This is a genomic window from Lelliottia sp., from assembly GCF_045627565.1.
Lineage (GTDB): Bacteria > Pseudomonadota > Gammaproteobacteria > Enterobacterales > Enterobacteriaceae > Enterobacter.
This window is the reverse complement of record NZ_JAZQNX010000037.1, coordinates 44075-70320: the sequence shown is the minus strand read 5'-3', so window position 1 is coordinate 70320 and position 26246 is coordinate 44075. Positions and strand designations below refer to the sequence as shown.

The following is a 26246-nucleotide window of genomic DNA, read 5'->3' as shown; positions in this document are numbered from 1 at the left end:
TTTAGCCCGGACGACGGCGATTACGCGGCGCGCCAGTGCGACGCGGACCATTGCCAGAGCGTGCACGCGTCAGGCGTTTCGGCGGTGGCAGTTCGCTCAACAACGCGTCCGGATTGTACTTGCTCTGCGGAACAGAGTGACCGATGTAGGTCTCAATCGCGGTAAGGTTCAGCGCGTACTCTTCACAGGCCAGGCTTATAGAGTGACCGCTTGCGCCAGCGCGACCGGTACGGCCGATACGGTGAACGTAATCTTCGCAATCGTCAGGGAGATCGTAGTTGAAGACGTGCGTAACGGCTGGGATGTGCAGGCCGCGCGCAGCAACATCAGTCGCAACCAGAATATCCAGATCGCCACGGGTGAAATCTTCGAGAATACGCAGACGTTTTTTCTGCGCGACGTCGCCCGTCAGCAGGCCTACGCGATGACCGTCCGCAGCCAAATGGCCCCAGATATCTTCGCAGCGGTGTTTGGTGTTCGCAAAAATAATGGCGCGATCTGGCCACTCTTCTTCGATGAGGGTCTGCAGAAGACGCATTTTCTCTTCGTTAGAAGGATAGAAAAGCTCTTCTTTAATACGGTGGCCCGTTTTCTGTTCCGGCTCAACTTCGACGTATTCGGCGTTGTTCATTTGTTCGAACGCCAGTTCACGGACGCGGTAAGAGAGAGTGGCAGAGAAAAGCATATTCAGGCGCTGCGGCGTAGGCGGCATGCGGCGGAACAACCAGCGGATATCTTTAATGAAGCCCAGATCGTACATACGGTCTGCTTCGTCGAGTACCACAACCTGGATTGCACCAAGGTTAATGTGGTTTTGCTTGGCGTAATCGATAAGACGGCCAGTGGTGCCGATCAGAATATCAACACCGCTTTCTAATACTTTCAGCTGTTTATCGTAACCATCGCCGCCATAAGCCAGACCCAGCTTTAAGCCGGTGGTCTGCGCCAGGGGTTCTGCATCAGCATGGATCTGAACCGCAAGTTCTCGCGTTGGGGCCATAATCAGCGCACGCGGTTGGTTAACTTTTCGGTCAGCCATTGCCGGGTTTGAGAGTAAATAATGGAACGTTGACGTTAAAAACGCCATCGTTTTGCCAGTACCGGTTTGCGCCTGCCCTGCAACATCGCGACCCGCCAGCGTGAGCGGCAGGGCGAGAGCTTGAATGGGCGTGCAGTAATGGAAGCCTTTATTTTCAAGGGCTTCGATGACTTTTGCATGCAGGGCGAAGTCGGAAAACTTCTGTTCTGTTAAATGTGTTTTGCTCATAGTGTGGTAGAATATCAGCTTACTATTGCTTTACGAAAGCGTATCCGGTGAAATAAAGTCAACCTTTAGTTGGTTAATGCTACATCAACACGCCGTTGATTAATCCTACACCAACACGCCAGGCTTATTCCTGTGGAGTTATATATGAGCGATAAAATTATTCACCTGACTGACGATAGTTTTGACACGGACGTACTTAAAGCTGACGGGCTGATCCTCGTCGATTTCTGGGCTGAATGGTGTGGTCCTTGCAAAATGATTGCTCCGATTCTGGATGAAATCGCTGACGAATATCAGGGCAAACTGACGGTTGCCAAGCTGAACATCGACCAGAACCCGGGCACCGCGCCGAAATACGGCATTCGTGGCATCCCGACACTGCTGCTGTTCAAAAACGGCGAAGTGGCTGCGACCAAAGTGGGCGCGCTGTCCAAAGGTCAGTTGAAAGAGTTCCTGGACGCGAATCTGGCGTAAGGTCTCTCGGCCTGTGGCGTCTGGAATTCCGAATTGATTCGGATCTCTGGACGCCCGGCTTTAGTCGTGCTAAGTTACTTATGACTTCGATTTAAACATACCTTGTCGTTCTTGTTTTACCCGATGCTTCCCATTGTTGACACTCACAGTGCGTGAAGTTGCTAGATTCCGGGCTTGTCACTCAATCCGTCTTGTCGTTTCAGAGCTGCGTTCTTTTCCTGTAACCAGACAGCGAACAGACATGAGTTGATGGCCGCAAACAGGCATGGATGACCCTTCCATACCATTCACAAATTAAGTTCGAGATTTACCCCGAGTTTAAGAACCCACACCATTATGAATCTTACCGAATTAAAGAATACGCCGGTTTCTGAGCTGATTACTCTCGGCGAAAACATGGGCCTTGAAAACCAGGCTCGTATGCGCAAGCAGGACATCATTTTTGCCATCCTGAAGCAGCATGCTAAGAGTGGCGAAGATATCTTTGGCGACGGTGTACTGGAGATATTGCAAGACGGATTTGGTTTCCTCCGTTCTGGAGACAGCTCCTACCTCGCCGGTCCTGATGACATCTACGTATCCCCTAGCCAAATCCGCCGTTTCAACCTCCGTACTGGTGACACCATTTCAGGTAAGATTCGTCCTCCTAAAGAGGGTGAACGCTACTTTGCGCTGTTGAAAGTTAACGAAGTTAACTACGATAAACCTGAAAACTCGCGCAATAAGATCCTGTTTGAAAACTTAACGCCGCTGCACGCGAACTCTCGCCTGCGCATGGAGCGTGGTAACGGTTCTACCGAAGACCTGACGGCTCGCGTTCTGGATCTGGCTTCTCCAATTGGTCGTGGTCAGCGTGGTCTGATCGTGGCACCACCGAAAGCAGGTAAGACCATGCTGCTGCAGAACATCGCGCAGAGCATTGCTTACAACCATCCTGATTGCGTACTGATGGTTCTGCTGATCGATGAGCGTCCAGAAGAAGTAACGGAGATGCAGCGTCTGGTGAAAGGTGAAGTGATTGCTTCTACCTTTGATGAGCCAGCCTCTCGCCACGTTCAGGTGGCTGAAATGGTTATCGAGAAAGCTAAGCGTCTGGTTGAGCACAAGAAAGACGTTATTATTCTGCTCGACTCCATCACTCGTCTGGCGCGTGCTTACAACACCGTAGTTCCTGCTTCCGGTAAAGTGCTGACCGGTGGTGTGGATGCGAACGCATTACACCGTCCGAAGCGTTTCTTTGGTGCCGCGCGTAACGTTGAAGAGGGCGGAAGCCTGACGATTATCGCAACAGCGCTGGTTGATACCGGCTCTAAAATGGATGAAGTTATCTACGAAGAGTTTAAAGGCACCGGTAACATGGAACTGCACCTGGCACGTAAAATCGCCGAGAAGCGTGTCTTCCCAGCGATCGATTACAACCGTTCAGGGACGCGTAAAGAAGAGCTGCTCACCACTCAGGAAGAGCTGCAGAAAATGTGGATCCTGCGTAAGATCATTCACCCGATGGGTGAAATCGACGCAATGGAGTTCCTCATCAATAAGCTGGCAATGACGAAGACCAACGATGATTTCTTTGACATGATGAAACGCTCGTAAAACAAATAAACCCAGCAAACGCCACGTTTTTACGTGGCGTTTTCTTTTTTTGGACTATACGCTATAACCGCAGACTCCCATTTTTGACCTGCCGATGCGACAATCAGAAAGTTTGTAACGTCAAAGATTAATTGATTGAAAAACATACAAAGGGAGTTGTGCGAGGCCAGCTTTAATCCTTCGGGAGCGGTGGCTTCATGGTTATACTTCCAGGACTAACATTTGTTGAGAGCAAGTATTGTGAATCTACTCACGGCGGTTACTGAGCTAATCAGTATTTTTTTATTCACAACCTGTTTTTTATTCTTCGCCCGAAAAGTGGCAAAGAGAATAGGGTTAGTGGACAAGCCTAACTATCGTAAACGTCATCAAGGTCTGATCCCATTGGTCGGCGGGATCTCCGTTTACGCAGGCATTTGCTTCACGTTCGGTATCGCAGATTATTATATTCCTCACGCGGCGCTCTATCTGGCCTGCGCGGGTGTTCTGGTGTTAGTAGGTGCTCTCGATGACCGATTTGATATCAGCGTAAAATTCCGCGCATCGGTTCAGGCTGCCATCGGCATCATTATGATGGTTGTCGGCAAACTGTATCTCAGCAGTCTCGGCTATATTTTTGGCACTTGGGAAATGGTTCTCGGGCCGTTCGGTTTCTTCCTGACGCTTTTCGCCGTTTGGGCAGCGATCAATGCCTTTAATATGGTTGATGGAATCGATGGTTTGCTCGGTGGGCTGTCATCCGTTTCGTTTGCCGCTATCGGCATTATTTTATGGTTTGATGGCCAGTACAGCCTGTCGATGTGGTGTTTCGCCATGATCGCCGCCATCCTTCCTTACATCCTCCTGAACCTGGGTGTGCTTGGACGTCGCTATAAAGTCTTTATGGGCGATGCGGGCAGTACGCTGATTGGTTTTACCGTTATCTGGATTTTGTTAGAAACCACGCAAGGTAAAACGCACCCTATCAGCCCGGTCACTGCGCTGTGGATTATTGCTATTCCCCTGATGGACATGGTGGCGATCATGTACCGTCGACTGCGCAAAGGGATGAGTCCTTTTTCTCCAGACCGCCAGCATATTCATCATCTGATCATGCGTGCGGGCTTTACTTCACGTCAGGCATTTGTGTTGATCACCCTGGCCGCCGCGCTTCTGGCGGGTATTGGTGTGGCTGCAGAATATGCGCATTTCATTCCTGAATGGGTGATGTTGGCATTATTCTTGCTAGCTTTCTTCCTGTACGGATACTGTATTAAACGCGCATGGAAAGTCGCGCGCTTTATCAAACGTGTAAAACGCCGGATGCGTAAAAACAGTGGTAAAAATCCAACACTAACTAAGTAAAACCGGGATTGTGATGAATCAACCGTTGGCAGGATCGAAATCAGTAGTAACTGAGAATGAACTGGATATTCGTGGTTTATTTCGTGTTTTGTGGGCGGGCAAGCTGTGGATTGCAGGCATCGCACTGGGGTTCGCACTGCTCGCGCTGGCATATACCTTTTTTGCAAAACAAGAATGGAGTGCGACAGCGATTACTGACCGACCAACGGTGAATATGCTGGGAGGGTTTTACTCCCAGCAGCAATTCCTGCGCAATCTCGACATCAAAGCAAGCCTCGCGTCAACCGACCAACCCTCGGTGATGGATGAGTCTTACAAAGAGTTCATCATGCAGCTGGCTTCCTGGGATACCCGTCGCGATTTCTGGTCCCAGACGGATTACTACAAGCAGCGCATGGTGGGTAACAGCAAAGCGGATGCCGCGCTTCTTGATGATTTGATTAATAACATCCAGTTTATGCCTGGCGATGTTATGCGCAACATCAACGATAACGTGAAGCTGATCGCTGAAACCGCGCCAGATGCCAACAATCTGCTGCGTCAGTACGTTGCTTTTGCCAGCCAACGGGCGGCCAGTCATCTGAACGATGAGCTCAAAGGTGCCTGGGCTGCGCGGACAATCCAGATGAAAGCGCAGGTCAAACGCCAGGAAGAAGTGGCTAAAACGATTTTCTCCCGCCGTGTACACAACATCGAACAGGCGCTGAAAATTGCTGAACAACGCAATATTTCTCGCAGTGAAACCGATGTACCCGCCGACGAATTACCCGATTCAGAGATGTTCCTGCTGGGACGTCCGATGCTTCAGGCTCGCCTGGAGAATTTGCAGGCCGTTGGGCCAGATTTTGACCTCGATTACGATCAAAACCGCGCCATGCTGAACACGCTGAATGTAGGGCCTACGCTCGACCCCCGTTTTCAGACCTATCGTTATTTGCGAACGCCTGAAGAACCTGTAAAACGCGATAGTCCGCGTCGCGCATTCCTGATGATTATGTGGGGTATTGTGGGCGCGCTGATTGGCGCAGGGGTGGCACTCACGCGTCGTCGCACAATTTAAGAACGCCGTCTACGATGAAGGCTTCGGCCTTCATCGCCTAATCGAAGAGAATCGATGTGAAAGTACTTACCGTATTTGGCACAAGGCCGGAAGCCATCAAGATGGCGCCGCTGGTCCATGCGTTGGCAAATGATCCCTGGTTTGAGGCGAAAGTTTGCGTCACTGCGCAGCATCGGGAGATGCTTGATCAGGTCTTAACTCTCTTTTCTATCGTCCCGGATTACGATCTCAATATTATGAAACCGGGACAAGGATTGACCGAAATTACCTGCCGCATTCTGGAAGGGTTAAAACCCATTCTGGAGTCATTTAAGCCAGACGTTGTTCTGGTTCATGGTGATACCACCACCACCATCGCAACGAGCCTGGCCGCTTTTTATCAGCGCATTCCTGTCGGGCACGTCGAAGCCGGTCTACGCACGGGCGATCTCTATTCACCGTGGCCAGAAGAGGCGAACCGTACGCTGACCGGGCATCTGGCGATGTACCACTTTGCGCCAACCGAAAACTCCCGGCAGAATCTGCTGCGCGAAAATATCGCGGATAACAAAATTTTTGTCACCGGGAACACGGTGATTGATGCGCTGATTTGGGTTCGCGATCGCGTTCTGGCCAGCGAAACGCTGCGCGCAGAGTTATCCGAGCGTTATCCATTCCTCTCTCCTGACAAAAAAATGATTCTGGTGACGGGGCATCGCCGCGAAAGTTTTGGGCGCGGGTTTGAGCAAATCTGTCACGCGCTGGCGGAGATCGCCGCACAGAACAGTGATGTGCAGATTGTTTATCCTGTCCACCTCAACCCGAACGTCAGCGAGCCGGTCAACCGCATTCTGGGCCATATCGACAATATCATTTTGATTGAGCCGCAGGATTATCTGCCATTCGTCTGGCTGATGAATCACGCCTGGTTAATTTTGACCGACTCAGGCGGTATTCAGGAAGAGGCCCCATCGCTGGGTAAACCGGTGCTGGTGATGCGCGAAACCACTGAAAGGCCAGAGGCTGTGAAAGCCGGAACCGTGCGTCTGGTGGGCACAGACATGAAGCGTATCGTGGACGAGGTGACGAACTTGCTGCGCGACGAAAAAGAGTACCAGGCCATGAGCCACGCCCATAATCCTTATGGTGACGGTGAGGCCTGCAGCCGTATTTTGCATGCACTTAAACACAATCGGGTATCGCTATGAGTTTTACAACCATCTCTGTCATTGGTCTTGGCTACATTGGACTGCCTACTGCGGCAGCCTTTGCATCGCGTCAAAAGCAGGTTGTCGGAGTGGATATCAACCAGCACGCGGTTGATACCATCAACCGGGGTGAAATTCATATTGTGGAGCCCGATCTCGACAAAGTAGTAAAAACCGCGGTTGAAGGCGGTTTTTTGAAAGCAACGACCGCACCCGTTGAAGCGGATGCCTATCTGATTGCTGTCCCGACGCCGTTCAGGGGCGATCACGAGCCAGATATGGTTTACGTCGAAGCGGCAGCAAAATCGATTGCACCGGTGCTGAAAAAAGGCGCGCTGGTGATTCTGGAGTCAACGTCCCCCGTCGGGGCGACTGAGCAAATGGCCCAGTGGCTGGCAGAGGCTCGTCCGGATTTAACCTTCCCGCAGCAACAGGGTGAGCAGGCTGATATCAATATCGCCTATTGCCCGGAACGTGTGTTGCCAGGTCAGGTGATGGTTGAGCTGATCAAAAATGACCGCGTGATTGGCGGGATGACCCCCGTCTGTTCGACGCGCGCCAGCGAGCTTTATAACATCTTCCTTGAGGGCGAGTGTGTGGTCACTAACTCCCGCACAGCTGAAATGTGCAAGCTGACGGAAAACAGCTTCCGTGATGTGAACATCGCGTTTGCCAATGAGTTGTCGCTGATTTGCGCCGATCAGGGGATTAACGTCTGGGAACTTATCCGTCTGGCGAATCGCCATCCCCGCGTCAATATTCTTCAGCCCGGCCCTGGCGTAGGCGGCCACTGTATCGCGGTTGATCCGTGGTTCATCGTGGCGCAAAACCCTGACCAGGCGCGTCTGATCCGTACCGCGCGTGAAGTGAACGACGGCAAACCGCATTGGGTTATGAATCAGGTTAAAGCGACGGTGGCAGATTTTCTCGCTGACAGCGGAAAACGTGCCAGCGACGTAAAAATTGCCTGCTTTGGCCTGGCGTTCAAGCCAAACATCGACGATCTCCGCGAAAGCCCAGCGATGGGGATTGCAGAGATGATTGCCACCTGGCATACGGGTGAAACGCTGGTCGTTGAGCCAAATATTCACACGTTACCGAAGAAACTGACCGGCATCTCCCAGCTCGCGACCTTAGACGACGCGCTGAAAACCGCCGATGTATTGGTCCTGCTGGTCGATCACAAAGAATTTAAAGCGATCAGCGGCGATGCCGTGCGTCAAAACCATATCGTCGACACCAAAGGGGTGTGGCGTTGAGTCAACTGCACGGCGTGCTTGAGCCGCTCGAATGGGAAAGCCAGTTTTTTGGCATCCCGTCGGCGGTTGTGCGCTTTCGCGATAACGCATCGGCACTTTCGGTGGCCGATTTCGCGGCGTGGCAGCGCGTGCAGGCAAAAATTCCTGCCGCCGATGCCGATTGCCTTGATGCACTTCAGCAGATGGGCTTCCAGCTTGTCGAAGGTGAAGTTGACCTGAAGATTGCGATCGCCCCTCAGGCCCCGTCTGCTGCTGAAAGGGCAACGGAGCAGGATATTCCTGCGCTGCGCCAGATGGCTGCACGTGCTTTCGCGCAGAGTCGTTTTCGTGCGCCGTGGTATACGTCGGATGACAGTGGCCGCTTTTACGCACAATGGATCGAAAACGCGGTAAAAGGCACGTTTGATCATGAATGCCTGGTCTTTCGCGCAATCGACGGTGAGATTCAGGCGTTTGTTTCCCTGCGCCAGCTGAATGACAGCGAAGCACGCATCGGTCTGCTCGCTGGACGCGGTATGGGTGACAAACTGATGCACGCCGCAGCGCATTGGGCGGCGGCGCGTCAGCTATCAACTTTGCGGGTGGCGACCCAGATGGGCAACACCGCCGCGCTTAAACGTTATATTGCGAGTGGTGCCAACGTTGACACAACCGCTTACTGGCTTTACAGGTGACCTGATGATTCCATTTAACGCACCTCCCGTTGTGGGAACCGAACTTGAATACATGCAGTCTGCCATGGGCAGCGGTAAGCTTTGCGGAGACGGCGGCTATACCCGTCGCTGCCAGCAGTGGATGGAGCAGCGTTTCCACAGCGCCAAGGTGTTGCTGACGCCATCCTGCACGGCATCACTGGAGATGGCTGCGCTGCTGCTGGATATCCAGCCGGGTGACGAAGTCATCATGCCGAGTTATACCTTCGTTTCCACGGCGAATGCCTTTGTACTGCGCGGCGCGAAAATCGTGTTTGTTGATGTTCGCCCGGATACGATGAACATTGACGAAACCCTGATTGAAGCAGCCATAACTGACAAAACGCGAGCGATTGTTCCGGTTCACTACGCGGGTGTGGCTTGTGAAATGGACACTATTATGGCGCTCGCCAAAAAACACGATCTCTTTGTGGTAGAAGATGCCGCGCAGGGGGTGATGTCGACTTACAAAGGCCGTGCGCTGGGGACGATTGGTCACATCGGTTGCTTTAGCTTCCATGAAACCAAAAACTATACCGCGGGCGGTGAAGGCGGTGCGACGCTGATTAACGATCGTGCGCTGGTGGAGCGGGCGGAAGTGATCCGCGAAAAAGGCACCAACCGCAGCCAGTTCTTCCGTGGTCAGGTCGATAAATATACCTGGCGAGATATCGGCTCCAGCTATTTGATGGCCGATCTGCAGGCCGCATTCCTGTGGGCGCAGCTCGAAGCCGCCGAGCGTATCAATCAGCAGCGTTTGTCTTTGTGGCAAACCTATTACGACGCTCTGGCGCCACTGGCGAAAAAAGGGCGGATTGAACTGCCGACGATCCCCGCGGATTGCGTACACAATGCCCACATGTTTTACATCAAACTGCGCGATAACGACGATCGCAGCGATTTGATTGCCTATCTGAAAGAAGCCGAAATTATGGCGGTGTTCCATTACATCCCGCTTCACTCCAGCCCGGCAGGAGAAATGTTCGGCCGATTTGCCGGTGAGGACCGCTACACCACAAAAGAGAGTGAGCGTTTGCTTCGTCTGCCGCTGTTCTACAACCTCGCGCCGGTCAATCAGCGCACGGTGATTAATACGCTTCTGAGCTATTTCCACTGATATGTCTCTGGCGAAAGCATCGGTGTGGACCGCCGCGTCCACGCTCGTAAAGATTGGCACCGGGCTGTTAGTGGTTAAACTTCTGGCCGTCTCGTACGGCCCCTCAGGTGTTGGTCAGGCCGGCAATTTCCGCCAGCTTGTGACCGTGCTTGGGGTTCTCGCAGGTGCCGGTATTTTCAACGGCGTGACCAAATACGTTGCACAGCATCATGACGATGCCGCATCGCTTCGCAAGGTGGTCGGCACCTCGTCCGCGATGGTATTGGGTTTCTCGACGTTGCTGGCGATTGTATTTCTTCTTGCGGCAGCCCCCATCAGTCAGGGGCTTTTCGGCAACACCCATTATCAGGGCCTGGTGCGCCTGGTTGCGCTGGTGCAGATGGGCATTGCCTGGGCCAACCTGCTGTTAGCCTTGATGAAGGGTTTTCGGGATGCGGCCGGGAACGCTCTGGCGCTGATTGCGGGCAGTTTTATTGGCGTCATCGCCTATTACTTTTGCTACCGTCTGGGCGGCTACGAAGGCGCATTGCTTGGTCTGGCGCTGGTTCCCGCGTTGGTCGTGATCCCCGCTGCGTTGATGCTGATGCGCACACGCACGATTCCGCTGAGCTATCTCAAACCGCAGTGGGACAAAGTTCTGGCGGGGCAATTGGGGAAATTTACCCTGATGGCACTCATCACATCCGTCACGTTACCCGTGGCCTACGTGATGATGCGAAACCTGCTGGCGGCGCACTACAGCTGGGATGAAGTGGGGATCTGGCAGGGTGTGAGCAGTATTTCTGACGCCTATCTCCAGTTTATCACTGCGTCTTTTAGCGTTTATTTGCTGCCAACCTTGTCGCGCCTGGTGTCAAAACAGGACATCACCCGCGAGATTGGCCGCTCTCTGCGTTTTGTTCTTCCTGCCGTGGCTGTCGCGAGTTTGACCGTCTGGTTGCTGCGAGATGTAGCCATCTGGCTGCTGTTCTCGGCGAAATTTACCGCGATGCGCGACCTGTTTGCCTGGCAACTGGTGGGCGATGTACTGAAAGTGGGTGCTTACGTTTTTGGCTATCTGGTGATTGCTAAAGCGTCGCTGCGCTTGTACATCCTGGCGGAAATCAGCCAGTTTTCGCTCTTAACCGCTTTCTCTCTTTGGCTGATCCCTGCGCACGGCGCGCTGGGGGCATCACAGGCCTATATGGCGACTTACATCGTTTATTTCGCTGCCTGTTGCGGCGTATTTTTACTTTGGCGTAAACGCGCATGACTGCACTGATTCATGTGTTGGGATCGAATATCCCGCACCATAACCAAACCGTTTTGCGGTTCTTCAATGATGAGCTGGCGAGCACGAGCGCCGATGCGCGCGTATTTATGCTCGTTGGGCAGGATAATGGCTTAAGCGACGCTTACCCGGCTCTATCGTTGACCTGCTTTGCGGACAAAGCGACGCTGGCGAAAGCCGTTATCGCCAAAGCGAAAGCTAACCGCGATCAGCGTTTCTTCTTTCATGGACAGTTCAACACCGGTTTGTGGCTGGCATTGCTGAGTGGCGGTATTAAACCTGCGCAGTTTAGCTGGCATATCTGGGGCGCGGACCTGTATGAAGTGTCTCGCGGCTGGAAATTCCGCCTCTTCTATCCGTTGCGCCGTATGGCCCAGGGGCGTGTGGGCTGTGTGTTTGCGACGCGCGGCGATCTCAATTATTTTGCGAAGCAGTACCCGAATGTTCGTGGAGAGTTACTCTATTTCCCGACACGTATGGATCCTGCGCTGAATGGGATGGCAATCGACGCCCGGCGCGAAGGCAAACTCACCGTCCTGGTGGGCAATTCTGGCGATCGCAGCAACGAACATATTGCGGCACTGAAAGCGGTGCATCAGCAGTTTGGCGATACGGTGAACGTGATCGTCCCGATGGGCTATCCTGCTAATAACGGCGCGTACATTGCCGAGGTACGGCAGAGCGGTCTGGCACTCTTTAGCCCGGAAAATCTGCAGATTCTCAGCGATAAGCTGGAGTTTGATGAATACCTGGCTTTGCTGCGTCAATGCGATCTCGGTTACTTCATCTTTGCGCGTCAGCAGGGGATTGGAACGCTGTGCCTGCTGATTCAGGCCGGTATTCCGTGCGTGCTCAACCGTGAAAATCCGTTCTGGCAGGATATGGCGGAGCAAAACATTCCCGTCCTGTTTACGACGGATGATTTGAATGAAAACGTGGTGCGTGAAGCGCAACGTCAACTGGCACTGGTGGACAAAAATGCCATCGACTTTTTCAGCCCTAACTATCTCACACCGTGGCACCGGGCGCTGCGAATTGCTGCGGGAGACAACGCATGAGCCAGTTGCAATTTAGCGGCCTGTTGGTGATTTGGCTTCTGAGCTCGTTGTTTATCGCGACCTTGACCTGGTTCGAGTTTCGCCGCGTGCGCTTTAATTTTAACGTCTTCTTTTCGCTGTTGTTTTTACTGACGTTTTTCTTCGGTTTTCCGCTGACCAGCATCCTCGTCTTCCGTTTTGATGTGGGTGTCGCACCGCCCGAAATTCTGATGCAGGCGTTGTTATCGGCGACCTGTTTCTACGCGGTTTATTATGTGACCTATAAAACGCGTTTATGCCCGGTAAACCACGCTCCGCGTCGCCCGCTGTTCACCATGAATCGGGTGGAAACGCACCTGACGTGGGTAATGCTGATGATTATCGCGCTGGTTAGCGTCGGTATCTTCTTTATGCATAACGGCTTTTTGCTGTTTAAGCTGCATTCGTATAGCCAGATTTTCTCCGCAGAAGTCTCCGGCGTAGCGCTTAAGCGCTTCTTCTACTTCTTCATTCCGGCGATGCTGGTGGTCTATTTTCTGCGTCAGGACAGCAAGGCGTGGCTGTTTTTCCTGGTCAGCACCGTGGCATTTGGCATGCTCACCTACATGATTGTCGGCGGCACACGCGCAAACATCATCATCGCCTTCGCCATCTTCCTGTTTATCGGCATCATTCGCGGCTGGATTTCACTGTGGATGCTGGTCGCGGCAGGCGTATTTGGCATTGTCGGGATGTTCTGGCTCGCCTTGAAACGCTATAGCCTGGACGTGAGCGGTGACGAAGCGTTTTATACCTTCCTGTACCTCACCCGTGACACTTTCTCTCCGTGGGAAAACCTGGCGTTGCTGCTGCAAAATTACGACAAAATCGAATTTCAGGGGCTGGCGCCAATCGTGCGCGATTTCTACGTCTTCATCCCCACCTGGCTATGGCCAGACCGACCAGGAATTGTGCTGAACACGGCGAATTATTTCACCTGGGAAGTGCTGAACAACCACTCTGGGCTGGCGATCTCCCCCACGTTAATCGGCTCTCTGGTCGTCATGGGAGGCGTCTGGTTTATCCTGCCCGGTGCGGTGGCGGTCGGTCTAATCATCAAATGGTTTGACTGGTTATACCTCCGTGGAAACGAGGAGCCAAATCGCTACAAGGCAGCGATTTTGCACAGTTTCTGCTTTGGTGCCATTTTCAATATGATTGTTTTGGCGCGTGAAGGGCTGGATTCATTCGTTTCGCGCGTGGTGTTCTTTATGGTGGTTTTCGGCGTCTGCCTGCTACTGGCGAAGCTGTTGTACTGGCTGTTTGACGTTGCTGGTCTGGTTCACAAACGTGAGCTGCGGCCTGCCAGGACGCTTTCCCAAGTCTGAGTAAGGATAATAATGACTGACAATACTTCTGCGCCAATGTACACGTTGCGCGGCCTACAACTCATTGGCTGGCGTGATATGCAGCATGCGCTGGATTTTTTATGCGCTGCAGATGGACAGATTAAATCCGGTACGCTGGTGGCGATTAACGCGGAAAAGATGCTGGCCATTGAGGATAACGCTGAAGTGAAAGGCCTCATCGAGGCGGCAGAGTTCAAATATGCCGATGGCATCAGCGTTGTGCGCTCGATACGTAAGAAATACCCGCAGGCACGCGTCTCGCGCGTGGCAGGCGCGGATCTGTGGGAAGCGTTAATGGCACGTGCCGGCGCTGCCAATACGCCAGTATTCCTTATCGGTGGCAAGCCAGAGGTGCTGTCACAAACAGAGCAAAAACTGCGTGCGCAGTGGAACGTGAATATCGTCGGAAGTCAGGACGGCTACTTCAAACCGGAAGATCGTCTGGCGCTTTTTGAACGCGTCCGTGACAGCGGTGCAAAGATTGTGACCGTCGCGATGGGCTCACCGCGTCAGGAGATCCTGATGCGCGACTGCCGGCTGATTTGCCCCGATGCGCTCTATATGGGCGTGGGCGGTACGTACGATGTCTTTACCGGTCATGTAAAGCGTGCACCGAAAGTGTGGCAAAACTTAGGGCTTGAGTGGCTGTATCGTCTCTTATCTCAGCCAAGCCGCATCACACGACAGATTAAACTCCTGCGATACCTCGCCTGGCATTACACCGGCAAAATGTAATCAAAATGTAGCGCGATATGCTATTCGCGCTGCAACTCCCCTGCAAAACTGCTGCGTTTGTGTGCAATGCATTCATTTATTTAATGCATCGTTTGCCATTTGGCAGAATTTAAGAAACCATTCTCACGCTCATCGCAGTGCCATGGTGTTTTTGCGCCTACCGTTAATTTCGACGGTCGGTGCCGCATGGCCTGTTATGGCGAAATCTTTACCCATAACAATAACCGGCGTAGGCCCGGAAGAAGCAAACACAACCGAGGATTTATGGCAGAGAAAAAACCTGAGCTACAGCGTGGGCTGGAAGCTCGACACATTGAATTAATAGCGCTTGGCGGCACCATCGGCGTTGGCCTGTTTATGGGCTCCGCCAGTACGCTGAAATGGGCTGGTCCGTCCGTTTTGCTGGCGTATATTGTCGCCGGGCTGTTCGTCTTCTTTATCATGCGATCGATGGGCGAGATGCTGTTCCTTGAGCCGGTTGCCGGGTCATTTGCCGTCTACGCACATCGCTACATGAGCCCCTTCTTTGGCTATCTCACGGCCTGGTCCTACTGGTTTATGTGGATGGCGGTGGGGATATCAGAAATTACCGCGATAGGGGTCTACGTCCAGTTCTGGTTCCCGGATATGGTGCAGTGGATACCCGCCTTGATAGCCGTGGGGTTGGTGGCATTAGCGAACCTCGCTGCCGTGCGTTTATACGGTGAAATTGAGTTTTGGTTTGCGATGATCAAGGTCACGACAATTATCGTGATGATTGTCGTGGGCCTTGGCGTGATTTTCTTCGGCTTTGGTAACGGCGGTCAGGCGATTGGTTTTGGCAATCTGACCGAGCACGGCGGTTTCTTTGCGGGCGGCTGGAAAGGCTTCCTGACGGCGCTCTGCATTGTGGTTGCGTCCTATCAGGGCGTAGAGCTGATTGGGATCACCGCCGGTGAAGCGAAAAACCCACAGGTCACGCTGCGCAGCGCAGTGGGCAAAGTTCTGTGGCGTATTCTGATTTTCTATGTGGGCGCGATTTTCGTTATCGTCACGATCTTCCCATGGAACCAAATTGGCACCACCGGCAGCCCGTTTGTGCTGACCTTCGCCAAAATCGGTATCACTGCAGCAGCAGGTATCATTAACTTTGTGGTGCTGACTGCGGCGCTCTCAGGCTGCAACAGCGGAATGTACAGCTGCGGGCGTATGCTCTACACATTAGCCAACAATCGTCAGCTTCCGGCAGCCGTCGGAAAAGTCTCTCGCGCTGGCGTACCGGTTGCGGGCGTGGCTATTTCTATTGCCATTCTGCTGATAGGGTCGTGCCTGAATTACATTATTCCGAATCCGCAGCGCGTGTTTGTCTACGTCTATAGCGCAAGCGTATTGCCGGGCATGGTGCCGTGGTTTGTTATCCTGATCAGCCAGCTGCGTTTCCGCCAGGCGCATAAAGATGCGATTGCCAGCCACCCGTTCCGCTCCATTATGTTCCCGTGGGCGAACTATTTAACGATGGCATTCCTGGTTTGCGTTTTGATCGGCATGTATTTCAATGAAGACACTCGCATGTCGCTGTTTGTCGGCATGATCTTCATGGCTGCGGTATCGGTCGCGTATAAGCTTTTTGGACTGAGTCGACACGCTCAACGCTAAAAAGTAGCGTTAGAAACAGCAAAATGCGCAAAGCATAACCAAACGCGCATTTATTTTGAAAAAGCACTAGACAGCAGGCCGAGACCTCCGTAATATCCAGCCCCGCAACGGCGCTAAGCGCCCGTAGCTCAGCTGGATAGAGCGCTGCCCTCCGGAGGCAGAGGTCTCAGGTTCGAATCCTGTCGGGCGCACCATTTACCCGGTGCTAGAGCTGCGGTGGTCTGTTAAGTAGACAGAACCGCGTGAAAGAATAAGTTGTGGTGGCTATAGCTCAGTTGGTAGAGCCCTGGATTGTGATTCCAGTTGTCGTGGGTTCGAGTCCCATTAGCCACCCCATTATTATAAGTTGTGACATGCGACGGTGGCGGAATTGGTAGACGCGCTAGCTTCAGGTGTTAGTGTCTTAACGGACGTGGGGGTTCAAGTCCCCCCCCTCGCACCACGACTTAAAGAGTTGAACTAGAAATTCAAAAAAAGCAGTATTTCGGCGAGTAGCGCAGCTTGGTAGCGCAACTGGTTTGGGACCAGTGGGTCGGAGGTTCGAATCCTCTCTCGCCGACCAATTTTGAACCCCGCTTCGGCGGGGTTTTTTGTTTTCTGCGATTCCTTCATCTGTAGTCAATTCCCGACAACGTTATCACGGTTTGTCGCCATTCAGAGACGCATAATTATCTGATTTATAAGGTAATTATCATAACTGGATTATAGTGTCTCTGCCAGGAGACATCTTGGTTAGCTTTGCGCTCTCTCTTTCTGTACGTACTCACTCCAAAAAGAAAAAATTCCTTAATTCTTAAAATGTTGCAAAACGAATAAGTTCTGGATGCAACCCTGGCACGTAACATGCAATAATATACATGTAGATGCTCATTCCACCTCTTATGTTCGCCTTAGTGCCTCATAAACTCAGGAATGACGCAGAGCCATTTACGGTGCTTATCGTCCACCGACAGATGTCGCTTCGGCCTCATCAAACACCATGGACACAACGTTGAGTGAAGCACCAAATATGTTGTCGAATAGATCTGTTTAACGCCTGCTTTTTAGCAGGCGTTTTTTTATGGATTATTCCCGGTAACACGCCATCACTGCTGCCACCATTATTAACGCGCTGGCGGACACGATATACAACGCCTGAACCGCCCCAAGCGTTGAGGCAAGCGTTGCTGCAAAACAGGTAAACACTGACGCGCTAAGGGTTTGCCATCGCCATGCCTTACCGCTCGCGGCTGAAACCTGTCGCGTCTCAAAATGGCTCAATACCCCGTACGTTCCGGCTGCAAACACAATGTTTGATGCCAGATGCGCGACAAAAATCATCCCGAGGGCCGCCGTCTGCACTTCCGCAAAAAGCGGGAGCAGTCCATAAGCCAGTAAAAAGATGCTCAGGCAGGTTAGCAAAGGACGATTGCGATTTGCGTAGCGCGGAAGGCTGTCTCTATTCAACAGCATCGGTCCGCACAGTTGCCCGAGGCTACGGGCGAACAGCAAGGGGAGTGCTAGCCCCGCGGCGTTGGTCGGGTGGATTTGCTGCGCGAGCGCCGGTAGAAGTGCCATCGCGGGCGCACCCACGGCTGCCAGAGCCGGAAGCAGCAGGAGGCTACGTTTTTGTCGTCGGGAAAGTCTCTTCCAGTGCAACGGGTCAGGCGTCGTGATTTTTACAGGATCCGTAGCAGTTACCGTCAGCGCGCTTCCCGCCAGCGATAACATCACGAGAGAACCGACAAAGCTGGCGGCGTCTATTGCCAACAGTGTCAGTACCGACAGATAGTCAAACAGCACAATCCCCAACCCCATTCCTAACAGCACTTGCGAAGCAAAAATCACATTTTCCAGACAGGTTGCGGCAGGGAGTTCGTCTGCGGTTAAAGCTCGCTTGAACAGCAGGGTGAGGGCAGGCCAGCTCATCCCGGTAAGCAGAGCTTCCGTTGACTGAACGGCTAATAACGCCGTCACGCTGTGATAATGAATGCCCAGCAGGGGAAAGAGTAGAGCCGTCAGGCCTAAAAGCTCCGTCAGTATCAACAGATGAACAGGTGAGTAAAACCGGCAGAGTTTTTCCCCTATCAGGCTGCCAATAAATCCCGGTAAGGTCGCGAAAAGATAAGCGACTGTGAGCAATGAGGCGGGCGCTTTCCAGCTCAACAGCAAGCCAAAGATAACGACCTGCGTTAAGCCATTCCCCAGAGAGGTAAAGACGAACGCACAGGCCAGCATGCGAAGCCAACGATGGCGTCGCAGCGCTTCAAAGAGCGCATACAAAAGGGTGTTCATAAAAACGGTCCTTTCAAGAACGATTTATTCCACGCAGCAGAATGCGCGTGTAGGGAAAAAAGTTAATGAAAAGACATCGTTACATTGGCGGGAGAGTTCTCTAATGACGTTGCAAAGAATGTAGCAGGAGAAAGGGAATAAAAAAAGGAGGCCGTTTGGCCTCCCTTTGAATGTTTACACATGATGGATGCTTAAACCTGACTGCCGTTATTTTGCAACGTGAGCAGCAGGCCATCACGACGCATCGCTGCGGCTTCTTCTGGCTTGTGCTGTTTGTCCAGCGAGTCGGCAAGCCATGCATAATCAAACGCATCCGGGCGCTGTTTTAACGCAGCGCGGAAGGCGAGGCTCGCCTCCTGCCATTCGCCGTGCTTCATCAGCGACTGACCCAGCGTACTCCATAGCAGCGGACGATCGCCCACCGTCTTGATCTGCTGGCGTAACATTTTTTCCATCTGCTCAGGATTGTTGGTCTTGAGACGCGGGATCACCATCACCAGACGATCGTCATACTGACGCTTCAGGCCATCAAGAATGATCGCCTGCGCGGTGTCATGATCGTCACATTCGATGAGATGTTCTGCCATCGCCACCTGCAATGGAACTTGCTGGCGCGTCTTACGGCTCTGATTTTTCCACCAGGTTTTCAGACCGTCGCTACCCAGATCGGCACGCGCCTGATCCATCAAACCAATCCACGCCTGACGTTGCAGTGCATCGCGGTGTTCATCATCGCCCACATCGGCTTTCGCCATGGAAGGAATAATATCCAGTAATGAACCCCAGGCGCCGGTGCGGATATACGCCTGCTCTGCCAGACGCAACACTTCCGGATGGCGTGGCGTGATTTCCAGCAGACGGTCAACACCGTGACGCGCTGCGTGGTTTTCACCTCGCGCCAGTTGCAGACGCACGCGTGTAATTTCAACCGGAATCTGGTCGTTAGAAGCCAGTTCGGACGCACGCTCAAGATGCTGATTGGCACGCATTTCATCGCCGCGCTGCTGGGCGGCTTCTGCGGCTAACAGATAGTTAACCACCGGCTGCTCAGCGTGATCGGCGTTTTTGGTCATCAGCTTTTCAACTTGCTGATAATCGCCTTCAGCCAGTTTCAGCAGCGCCTGTTCGGTCTGCTTGCGTGCGCGACGGCGTTTGCGGCCAACAAACCAACTGCGGGTATGTGCACCCGTGCGGAAAATATGGCGCAGGATCCATTCGATGGCAAAAAGCACCACCATGGTGAGGATCAAGATGATCACCAGCCCCGTGACGCTCGTTTCGATGTTGTAGTTATCGGTCTGGATCAGCACGTAGCCTTGATGGCCTGCCAGCATCGGGCCCAGGACGATCCCGCCGATCAACAATAAGAAGAGTAATAAGACTTTTAACATGATTACTCTCCTTGAGGCGCGCTTTCGGGCGCAGGGGCTGCTGCATCCTGCGGTGCGGCAACGCCGGGCTGTGCCAGCAAGTTACGCACGCGAGTTTGCATCAGCTTTTCCAGAATTGGCTGGCTTTCGAGCTGATCCGGCACGTTCATTGTGATGTTCTGCTGACTCAGCTTATCAACATCATCCAAAAACGCCGTCGTGGTGGCATCGCTGGTGTCGTAGTAAGCACGTACCCACGTAGACACATTATCCAGCGCCTGTTTGTACGTCTCTTCCTGATGGCGCGGTACGGCCTGTGCGGCGACCAGCAGGCGGGAACGAATGTTTTCGCGCAGATAGACATCCTGGTTCGGGGCTAACAGCGGCACGGCGGTCTCGTCACGTCGGCGGACAGTAATGAAGCTGTCCATAAAGTTCTGCCAGCTTTTTTGCAGGTTGATGCGCCACTCCCTCAGGGAACTCGACAGCTCAGTGCCGTCAGAATCCATCGGGGTGTCGTCGTCGTTGTTATCGGCCAGACGCAGATTATCTATCTGATTCGACAACTGATTGACTTTGAGAATAATACCGTCGTAATCAACTTGCGAGACGGCACCCAGGCTGGCGATATCTTCGGTAATGGCACGGCGAGCGGTGATAAGACTCGGATCGTTCATGTCAGCCAGGCTGGCGTCCGCGCTCTTCAGCAGCGCAGCAGCAGTGGTGACATCCTGATCGCTCCACAGCTTGCGCCCGGCCAGTTTCACCAGGAAATCCGCCTGCGAAAGCAGCCAGGTTTTGGCATCCGTTCCCGAAATCGTCGCGACTTTTTCTTGCACTTCACCCAGCTGTTTGGTCAGCTCTTCTTGCTTCGTATTCGCTTCGGCAAGCTGCGTTGATTGCTGCTTAATCACGCTTTCCAGCTCGGCTTTCTGCGTTTCTTGCGCTTTTTGCAGGGCCGTTATCTGATTCACCAGCGCATCGCTGGTCGCCGACTGATTTGTCGCTTGTTTTTTCACCACGCCATACAAGCCAACGCCTGCCGCCAGCGCAATGGCAATGGCGATAGCGCTCAGCGCCAGACTGGTTTTGTTATTGCCGTTTTTCTTCTCAACTGTTTTCTCAGTCGTCTCTGGCTGTGGCGTGATCTCCACAGTCTCCCTGGTCTCTTCAACCACGGCGGAGGATTTTTCGTGTTCCGTCATTATGGCTTCCCATTATGAGAGTTATTGTAATGCGCGCAGCAGCGCATCGTTGTCGGCGTTATCAGCGATCCGAATCTCTTGCCAGCCCAATTCCCGGGCGAGGTTCGCCAGACGCTCACTGACGACCAGCAGTCGGCAGCGGAGTAACCAATTTTCACGATACCATTGCGGAATCAGCGACCAGAGCTGTTGCAGCATTTCGCCGCTGGTGACCACCAGCGTATCCACGCCGCGCAGGTGCCAGCGCATCGCCTCTTCTGCCCCATCATAATATTTCGCACAGCGCTGATAGCACTCGCAAAAAGTGACCTCTGCGCCGCGATCCGTTAAGGTTTCGCCCAATAATTCACGCCCACCGTTTCCGCGAAGAACCAGCGCGCGCTTTCCAGCAACAGTTTGTAATTCAGGTAATTGTAGCAAGACTTCGCTGATTTCCCGATCTAATGGATAGCGAACGTCAATTCCACTGACGGTATGCAATGCCAGAGCGGTGGTACGCCCGATGGCAAAATAGTGCGGTGCAGTCGGCCAGCGCGTGTTTTCTTGCTGCAACTGGGCATGCGCAAACTCCACGGCATGTTGTGACAAAGCGAAAACGAGATCGCCTTCCTGCAGGGCATAAAGCGAGTCGGCGAGCGTGGAAAGCTCGCGACCCGGGGAGAACTCAATCAGCGGAAAGCTCCATGCCACCTGCCCAAGTGCGCGCAGACGGCTCACTAATTGCTCTCCTGCGGGAGACGGGCGGGTGACGAGAATATTCATGCTGGGGGTTCTCCGTTATAAACGTCTGCCAGGATCGCGCGCGCGCCGTTATCAAGCAGCTCTTCGGCCAGTGATACACCCAGGATTTCGGCATCTTGTGGCAAGCCGCGGCGCTCACCGCGCACCATTTGTGTTCCGTCCGGCGCGCCCACTAATGCGCGCAGCCAAAGTTCACCGTTAATCAATTCAGCATAGCTGCCAATCGGAACCTGACAGCCGCCTTCAAGACGCATATTCATTGCCCGCTCAGCCTGGACGCGAATGGCGGTTTCATCATGATTTAGCGGAGAGAGCAGCGCGCGGGTGCGGTCGTCATCGAGACGACATTCAATCCCCACGGCGCCCTGACCGACGGCGGGCAGGCACAGTTCTGGTGGCATCGCGACGCGAACTCGTGATTCCAGCCCAAGGCGTTTAAGGCCAGCGACCGCCAGAATAATGGCATCATAATCACCATTATCGAGCTTGCCGAGGCGCGTTCCGACGTTTCCGCGCAGAGAGCGGATAACCAAATCTGGGCGGCGTTCAGCCAGCTGACACTGACGGCGTAAACTTGACGTGCCAACCACGCTTCCTGCCGGCAAATCGTCCAGGGAAGCGTAGTGGTTTGAAACGAAAGCATCGCGGGGATCTTCGCGCTCGCAAATTGTCACCAGCCCTAATCCTTCTGGGAATTCGACCGGAACATCCTTCATAGAATGGACAGCGATATCGGCGCGGTTCTCAAGCAGTGCGATTTCCAGCTCTTTGACAAACAAGCCTTTTCCGCCCACTTTTGCCAGTGGCGTATCAAGAATCACATCGCCGCGCGTCACCATCGGTACCAGTTCAACACGCAACCCCTGATGGCAGGCTTCGAGGCGCTGCTTAACATATTGTGCCTGCCAAAGCGCGAGTGGGCTTTGGCGTGTGGCAATTCTCAAAACATTGTCTAACATGCTTGTTACCGTCCTTATCGTCCGCCGCCCATCCTAACATTGTTGACTCTGGGATGTCAGTTTTACGGTCGATGAGGGGGAGAGGGACGAGGCGGTGCTCTGCCCATCCGCAGCCGTATTAAGGAATTTACACGTTAAGATCGATGCTACACTTGTCTGTAGCGCATCTTTCTTTACGGTCAATCGGCAAGGTGTTAGATTGATCACGTTTTAGACCATTTTTTCGTCTGTGCCACCATAATGATAAGGACGAAAAAGGGTAACGGTTCTTTTTTGAAATACTGCGGGCTCGTAATCTTTCGCTTTATTGAACGGTTGCTACGTCCGGAAACATCAGGCGATATGTCTTGTACCTCTATATTGAGACTCTGAAACAGAGACTGGATGCCATAAATCAATTGCGCGTGGATCGTGCGCTTGCTGCCATGGGGCCTGCTTTCCAACAGGTTTACAGTCTGCTGCCTACATTATTGCACTACCACCATCCGCTGATGCCGGGCTACCTTGACGGTAACGTTCCCAAGGGCATCTGCATCTACACGCCTGATGAAACCCAACAGCATTACCTCAGCGAACTCGAACTCTACCGCGGTATGCCGACGCAGGAATCTCCAGAAGGTGAGTTGCCTATTACCGGCATTTACACCATGGGGAGTACCTCATCGGTAGGGCAAAGCTGTTCTTCTGATCTGGATATTTGGGTTTGCCATCAGTCCTGGCTTGATAACGAAGAGCGTCAGCTGTTGCAGCGTAAATGCAGCCTGCTCGAAAGCTGGGCGGCGTCGCTGGGTGTGGAAGTCAGTTTCTTCCTGATTGATGAAAACCGTTTCCGCCATAATGAAAGTGGCAGTCTGGGTGGTGAAGACTGCGGCTCAACGCAGCACATTTTACTGCTGGATGAATTTTATCGCAGTGCTGTGCGCCTCGCCGGTAAGCGTATTCTGTGGAATATGGTGCCGTGCGAAGAAGAAGAGCATTACGACGATTACGTCATGTCGCTCTATTCGCAGGGTGTATTAACGCCAAACGAATGGCTGGATCTGGGCGGCTTAAGCTCCCTGTCTGCTGAAGAATACTTTGGCGCAAGCCTGTGGCAGCTCTATAAAAGTATCGATTCACCGTACAAAGCGGTGTTAAAAACGCTGCTGCTTGAGGCGTATTCCTGGGAATACCCCACGCCACGCCTGCTGGCAAAAGATATCAAACAGCGTCTGCATGATGGGGAAATTGTCTCCTTCGGGCTTGATGCCTACTGCATGATGCTGGAACGCGTCACCGAATACCTGAAAGCCATCGATGACCACACGCGTCTCGATCTGGTGCGTCGATGTTTCTATCTCAAAGTCTGTGAAAAACTCAGCCGCGAACGCGCATGCGTTGGCTGGCGTCGTGAAGTGGTCAGTCAGCTTGTCAAAGAGTGGGGATGGGACGAAGAACGTCTGTCCATGCTCGATAACCGCGCCAACTGGAAAATCGATCAGGTACGTGAAGCGCACAACGAATTGCTTGATGCGATGATGCAGAGCTACCGTAACCTGATTCGCTTTGCCCGCCGCAATAACCTCAGTGTTTCCGCCAGCCCGCAGGATATCGGTGTTTTGACCCGTAAACTGTACGCGGCGTTTGAAGCGCTGCCTGGCAAAGTCACGCTGGTTAACCCGCAGATTTCACCGGATCTTTCAGAGCTTAATCTGACCTTTATTTATGTCCCGCCAGGTCGCGCGAACCGCACCGGCTGGTATCTCTACAACCGTGCGCCAAGCATGGATTCGATCGTTAGCCATCAGCCGCTGGAATATAACCGCTATCTTAACAAGCTGGTGGCCTGGGCCTGGTTTAACGGCCTGCTGACCTCTCGCACTCGCCTGTTTATTAAGGGCAACGACGTTGTTGATTTAGCCAAGCTGCAGGAGATGGTCGCGGACGTGTCGCATCACTTCCCGCTGCGTCTGCCTGCGCCGACGCCGAAGGCGCTCTACAGCCCGTGTGAAATTCGTCATCTGGCGATTATCGTCAACCTGGAATACGACCCGACGGCGGCATTCCGCAATCAGGTAGTCCATTTTGATTTCCGTAAGCTGGATGTCTTCAGCTTTGGCGAGCAGCAAAATTGCCTGATTGGCAGCGTTGACTTGCTGTATCGCAACTCGTGGAACGAAGTACGAACCCTGCATTTCAACGGCGAGCAGGCGATGATTGAGGCGTTAAAAACGATTCTCGGGAAGATGCATCAGGATGCCGCGCCGCCAGACAGCGTCGAAGTGTTCTGCTACAGCCAGCATCTGCGGGGCCTGATCCGTACTCGCGTCCAGCAGCTCGTCTCTGAGTGTATTGAACTGCGCCTTTCGAGCACCCGCCATGAAACCGGGCGTTTCAAAGCGCTGCGCGTTTCCGGCCAGACCTGGGGCCTGTTCTTCGAACGCCTGAATGTGTCCGTGCAAAAACTGGAAAACGCGATCGAGTTTTATGGTGCCATATCGCACAACAAGCTGCACAGCCTGTCCGTTCAGGTCGAAACCAATCCAGTGAGTCTGCCGCAGGTGGTGGATGGCTTTGCCAGCGAAGGGATTATTCAGTTCTTCTTCGAAGAAGCGGATGATCAATCTGGATTTAACATTTACATTCTGGATGAGACCAACCGTGCAGAGGTTTATCACCACTGCGAAGGGAGCAAAGAAGATTTGGTTCGCGATGTGAGCCGCTTCTATTCGTCATCGCACGATCGCTTTACCTACGGCTCAAGCTTCATCAACTTCAACCTGCCGCAGTTCTATCAGATCGTGAAAGTCGATGGGCGGGCACAGGTGCTTCCGTTCCGCAATCAGATGGTTGCAGCCCCTCCGGAGAACCTGGACGAAAACCAGCCGCTGTTACAGCAGTATTTTTCCTGAGTGCGGGCCGACCCTCTCCCACGGGAGAGGGTGCTAACAGCAAAAACCGTCTCTGACGAGAAGCTCGTGACTGTTAACCTCGGAAACTGATCTCTTCGCCTGCCTGTTGCGTCGCCGCCTGTTCCAGCAAATCCCAGAACATCTCGCCGCTACGGTCGCAAATCCAGTCGTCCCCTTTCAGATTGAAATGGTAGCCGCCCTGTTTTGTTGCCAGCCACACCTGATGAAGCGGCTCCTGGCGATTAATAATAATTTTGCTGCCGTTCTCAAAGCTTAGTGTCAGCACGCCGCCGTTGATCTCACAATCTATATCGCTGTCGCCCTCCCAGTCGTCCAGACGCGCTTCAATGGTCTGCCACAAGTTATCGGCAAGGCGATGAAATTCACTGTCATTCATGGTTTTGTTCCTGTTTTTCGTGATGGCGGGAGTATAACGCTAAATAAATCCCGTTGCAGGAAAGCGGCAAACTCTTGCTTTTGTGTCTTCTCCTGCGATGATAGAAACAGAAAGCATGAACTTACGGGCCACCACTAATGAAAAACGTTTTTCGAACGCTTGCCGTTCTCGTCACTCTGTTTAGCCTGACCGGCTGTGGACTGAAGGGACCGCTCTATTTCCCGCCTGCGGATAAATCCGCGCCACCGCCGACGAAACCGGTGAACAGCCAGATTGAGTCATCCACGCCTGTGAGCAACGATCGCGGCGATAACGGTGGCCCAAGCCAGGTCAATTACTGAGAACCAG

22 protein-coding genes and 4 tRNA genes are annotated in these 26246 nt (G+C 53.1%); 19 read left to right on the top strand and 7 right to left on the bottom strand.

Annotated elements, in window-relative coordinates; translation table 11 throughout:
• Window position 1: 1 nt before the first annotated feature.
• Window positions 2-1267: an ATP-dependent RNA helicase RhlB gene (gene rhlB / locus ACKI5T_RS18105; RefSeq protein WP_407439233.1), complete on the bottom strand. Its 1266-nt coding sequence runs from the start codon at window positions 1265-1267 to the stop codon at window positions 2-4.
• Between the two features lie 144 nt (window positions 1268-1411).
• On the opposite strand from rhlB, the gene trxA reads away from it, so the two are divergent.
• From trxA to ACKI5T_RS18020, 17 genes are all read left to right on the top strand, one after another.
• Window positions 1412-1741, top strand: coding sequence for a thioredoxin TrxA (trxA, locus tag ACKI5T_RS18100; protein ID WP_006179218.1), 330 nt, complete (start codon window positions 1412-1414; stop codon window positions 1739-1741).
• A gap of 336 nt (window positions 1742-2077) precedes the next feature.
• Complete coding sequence (gene rho, locus ACKI5T_RS18095) at window positions 2078-3337, top strand: transcription termination factor Rho (RefSeq protein WP_015960963.1); 1260 nt, start codon at window positions 2078-2080, stop codon at window positions 3335-3337.
• 240 nt (window positions 3338-3577) lie between these two features.
• Window positions 3578-4681, top strand: a complete 1104-nt coding sequence (gene wecA / locus ACKI5T_RS18090; RefSeq protein WP_407439231.1) for a UDP-N-acetylglucosamine--undecaprenyl-phosphate N-acetylglucosaminephosphotransferase — start codon at window positions 3578-3580, stop codon at window positions 4679-4681.
• Between the two features lie 13 nt (window positions 4682-4694).
• On the top strand, window positions 4695-5741 hold the full coding sequence (gene wzzE, locus ACKI5T_RS18085; protein WP_219347253.1) for an ECA polysaccharide chain length modulation protein: 1047 nt from the start codon (window positions 4695-4697) through the stop codon (window positions 5739-5741).
• A gap of 56 nt (window positions 5742-5797) precedes the next feature.
• Complete coding sequence (wecB, locus tag ACKI5T_RS18080) at window positions 5798-6928, top strand: non-hydrolyzing UDP-N-acetylglucosamine 2-epimerase (RefSeq protein ID WP_407439229.1); 1131 nt, start codon at window positions 5798-5800, stop codon at window positions 6926-6928.
• Window positions 6925-8187, top strand: coding sequence for a UDP-N-acetyl-D-mannosamine dehydrogenase (gene wecC, locus ACKI5T_RS18075; protein WP_407439227.1), 1263 nt, complete (start codon window positions 6925-6927; stop codon window positions 8185-8187). Before wecB ends, wecC begins: the two co-directional genes overlap by 4 nt.
• Window positions 8184-8861 carry a dTDP-4-amino-4,6-dideoxy-D-galactose acyltransferase gene (gene rffC, locus ACKI5T_RS18070; protein ID WP_407439225.1) on the top strand — a complete coding sequence of 226 codons (678 nt, stop codon included), beginning with the start codon at window positions 8184-8186 and terminating at the stop codon, window positions 8859-8861. The genes wecC and rffC overlap by 4 nt, the downstream gene beginning before the upstream one ends.
• Before the next feature lie 4 nt (window positions 8862-8865).
• The gene (gene rffA / locus ACKI5T_RS18065) at window positions 8866-9996 is read left to right on the top strand and encodes a dTDP-4-amino-4,6-dideoxygalactose transaminase (protein ID WP_015960957.1); all 1131 of its coding nucleotides are present in this window, start codon (window positions 8866-8868) and stop codon (window positions 9994-9996) included.
• Between the two features lies 1 nt (window position 9997).
• Window positions 9998-11248, top strand: coding sequence for a lipid III flippase WzxE (wzxE, locus tag ACKI5T_RS18060; RefSeq protein ID WP_407439222.1), 1251 nt, complete (start codon window positions 9998-10000; stop codon window positions 11246-11248).
• Window positions 11245-12324 carry a TDP-N-acetylfucosamine:lipid II N-acetylfucosaminyltransferase gene (locus ACKI5T_RS18055; protein WP_407439220.1) on the top strand — a complete coding sequence of 360 codons (1080 nt, stop codon included), beginning with the start codon at window positions 11245-11247 and terminating at the stop codon, window positions 12322-12324. Before wzxE ends, ACKI5T_RS18055 begins: the two co-directional genes overlap by 4 nt.
• Window positions 12321-13670, top strand: a complete 1350-nt coding sequence (gene wzyE, locus ACKI5T_RS18050; RefSeq protein ID WP_407439218.1) for an ECA oligosaccharide polymerase — start codon at window positions 12321-12323, stop codon at window positions 13668-13670. Before ACKI5T_RS18055 ends, wzyE begins: the two co-directional genes overlap by 4 nt.
• Before the next feature lie 12 nt (window positions 13671-13682).
• Window positions 13683-14426, top strand: a complete 744-nt coding sequence (gene wecG, locus ACKI5T_RS18045; protein WP_407439216.1) for a lipopolysaccharide N-acetylmannosaminouronosyltransferase — start codon at window positions 13683-13685, stop codon at window positions 14424-14426.
• Between the two features lie 264 nt (window positions 14427-14690).
• Entirely contained in the window at window positions 14691-16061 is a 1371-nt protein-coding gene (locus ACKI5T_RS18040; protein WP_407439215.1) for an amino acid permease, read from the top strand.
• 117 nt (window positions 16062-16178) lie between these two features.
• Window positions 16179-16255, top strand: a tRNA-Arg gene (locus tag ACKI5T_RS18035).
• A 66-nt stretch (window positions 16256-16321) separates the two neighbouring features.
• A tRNA-His gene (locus ACKI5T_RS18030) sits at window positions 16322-16397 on the top strand.
• Window positions 16398-16416: 19 nt separating this feature from the next.
• Window positions 16417-16503 (top strand) — tRNA-Leu (locus ACKI5T_RS18025).
• 43 nt (window positions 16504-16546) lie between these two features.
• Window positions 16547-16623 (top strand) — tRNA-Pro (locus ACKI5T_RS18020).
• A gap of 503 nt (window positions 16624-17126) precedes the next feature.
• On the opposite strand, the gene ACKI5T_RS18015 is transcribed toward ACKI5T_RS18020, so the two are convergent.
• The 5 genes from ACKI5T_RS18015 to hemC all read right to left on the bottom strand — a co-directional run bounded on the left by ACKI5T_RS18015 (window position 17127) and on the right by hemC (window position 22610).
• A complete protein-coding gene (locus ACKI5T_RS18015; RefSeq protein ID WP_407439214.1) occupies window positions 17127-18335 on the bottom strand; it encodes an MFS transporter in 1209 nt (402 codons plus the stop codon).
• A gap of 191 nt (window positions 18336-18526) precedes the next feature.
• Window positions 18527-19726, bottom strand: a complete 1200-nt coding sequence (gene hemY, locus ACKI5T_RS18010) for a protoheme IX biogenesis protein HemY (protein ID WP_407439212.1) — start codon at window positions 19724-19726, stop codon at window positions 18527-18529.
• 2 nt (window positions 19727-19728) lie between these two features.
• The gene (gene hemX, locus ACKI5T_RS18005; RefSeq protein WP_407439210.1) at window positions 19729-20910 is read right to left on the bottom strand and encodes a uroporphyrinogen-III C-methyltransferase; all 1182 of its coding nucleotides are present in this window, start codon (window positions 20908-20910) and stop codon (window positions 19729-19731) included.
• A 21-nt stretch (window positions 20911-20931) separates the two neighbouring features.
• Window positions 20932-21672 (bottom strand): uroporphyrinogen-III synthase, encoded by a 741-nt coding sequence (gene hemD / locus ACKI5T_RS18000; RefSeq protein WP_407439209.1) that lies wholly within the window; start codon window positions 21670-21672, stop codon window positions 20932-20934.
• A complete protein-coding gene (hemC, locus tag ACKI5T_RS17995; RefSeq protein WP_407439207.1) occupies window positions 21669-22610 on the bottom strand; it encodes a hydroxymethylbilane synthase in 942 nt (313 codons plus the stop codon). Before hemC ends, hemD begins: the two co-directional genes overlap by 4 nt.
• Before the next feature lie 347 nt (window positions 22611-22957).
• Between hemC and cyaA the strand changes: the two genes are divergently transcribed.
• The gene (gene cyaA, locus ACKI5T_RS17990) at window positions 22958-25501 is read left to right on the top strand and encodes a class I adenylate cyclase (RefSeq protein WP_407439205.1); all 2544 of its coding nucleotides are present in this window, start codon (window positions 22958-22960) and stop codon (window positions 25499-25501) included.
• A 73-nt stretch (window positions 25502-25574) separates the two neighbouring features.
• Here cyaA and cyaY read toward each other — a convergent pair whose 3' ends face one another.
• Window positions 25575-25898 (bottom strand): iron donor protein CyaY, encoded by a 324-nt coding sequence (gene cyaY, locus ACKI5T_RS17985; RefSeq protein WP_407439203.1) that lies wholly within the window; start codon window positions 25896-25898, stop codon window positions 25575-25577.
• A 137-nt stretch (window positions 25899-26035) separates the two neighbouring features.
• Between cyaY and lptM the strand changes: the two genes are divergently transcribed.
• A complete protein-coding gene (gene lptM, locus ACKI5T_RS17980; RefSeq protein WP_059180729.1) occupies window positions 26036-26239 on the top strand; it encodes an LPS translocon maturation chaperone LptM in 204 nt (67 codons plus the stop codon).
• Window positions 26240-26246: the final 7 nt, after the last annotated feature.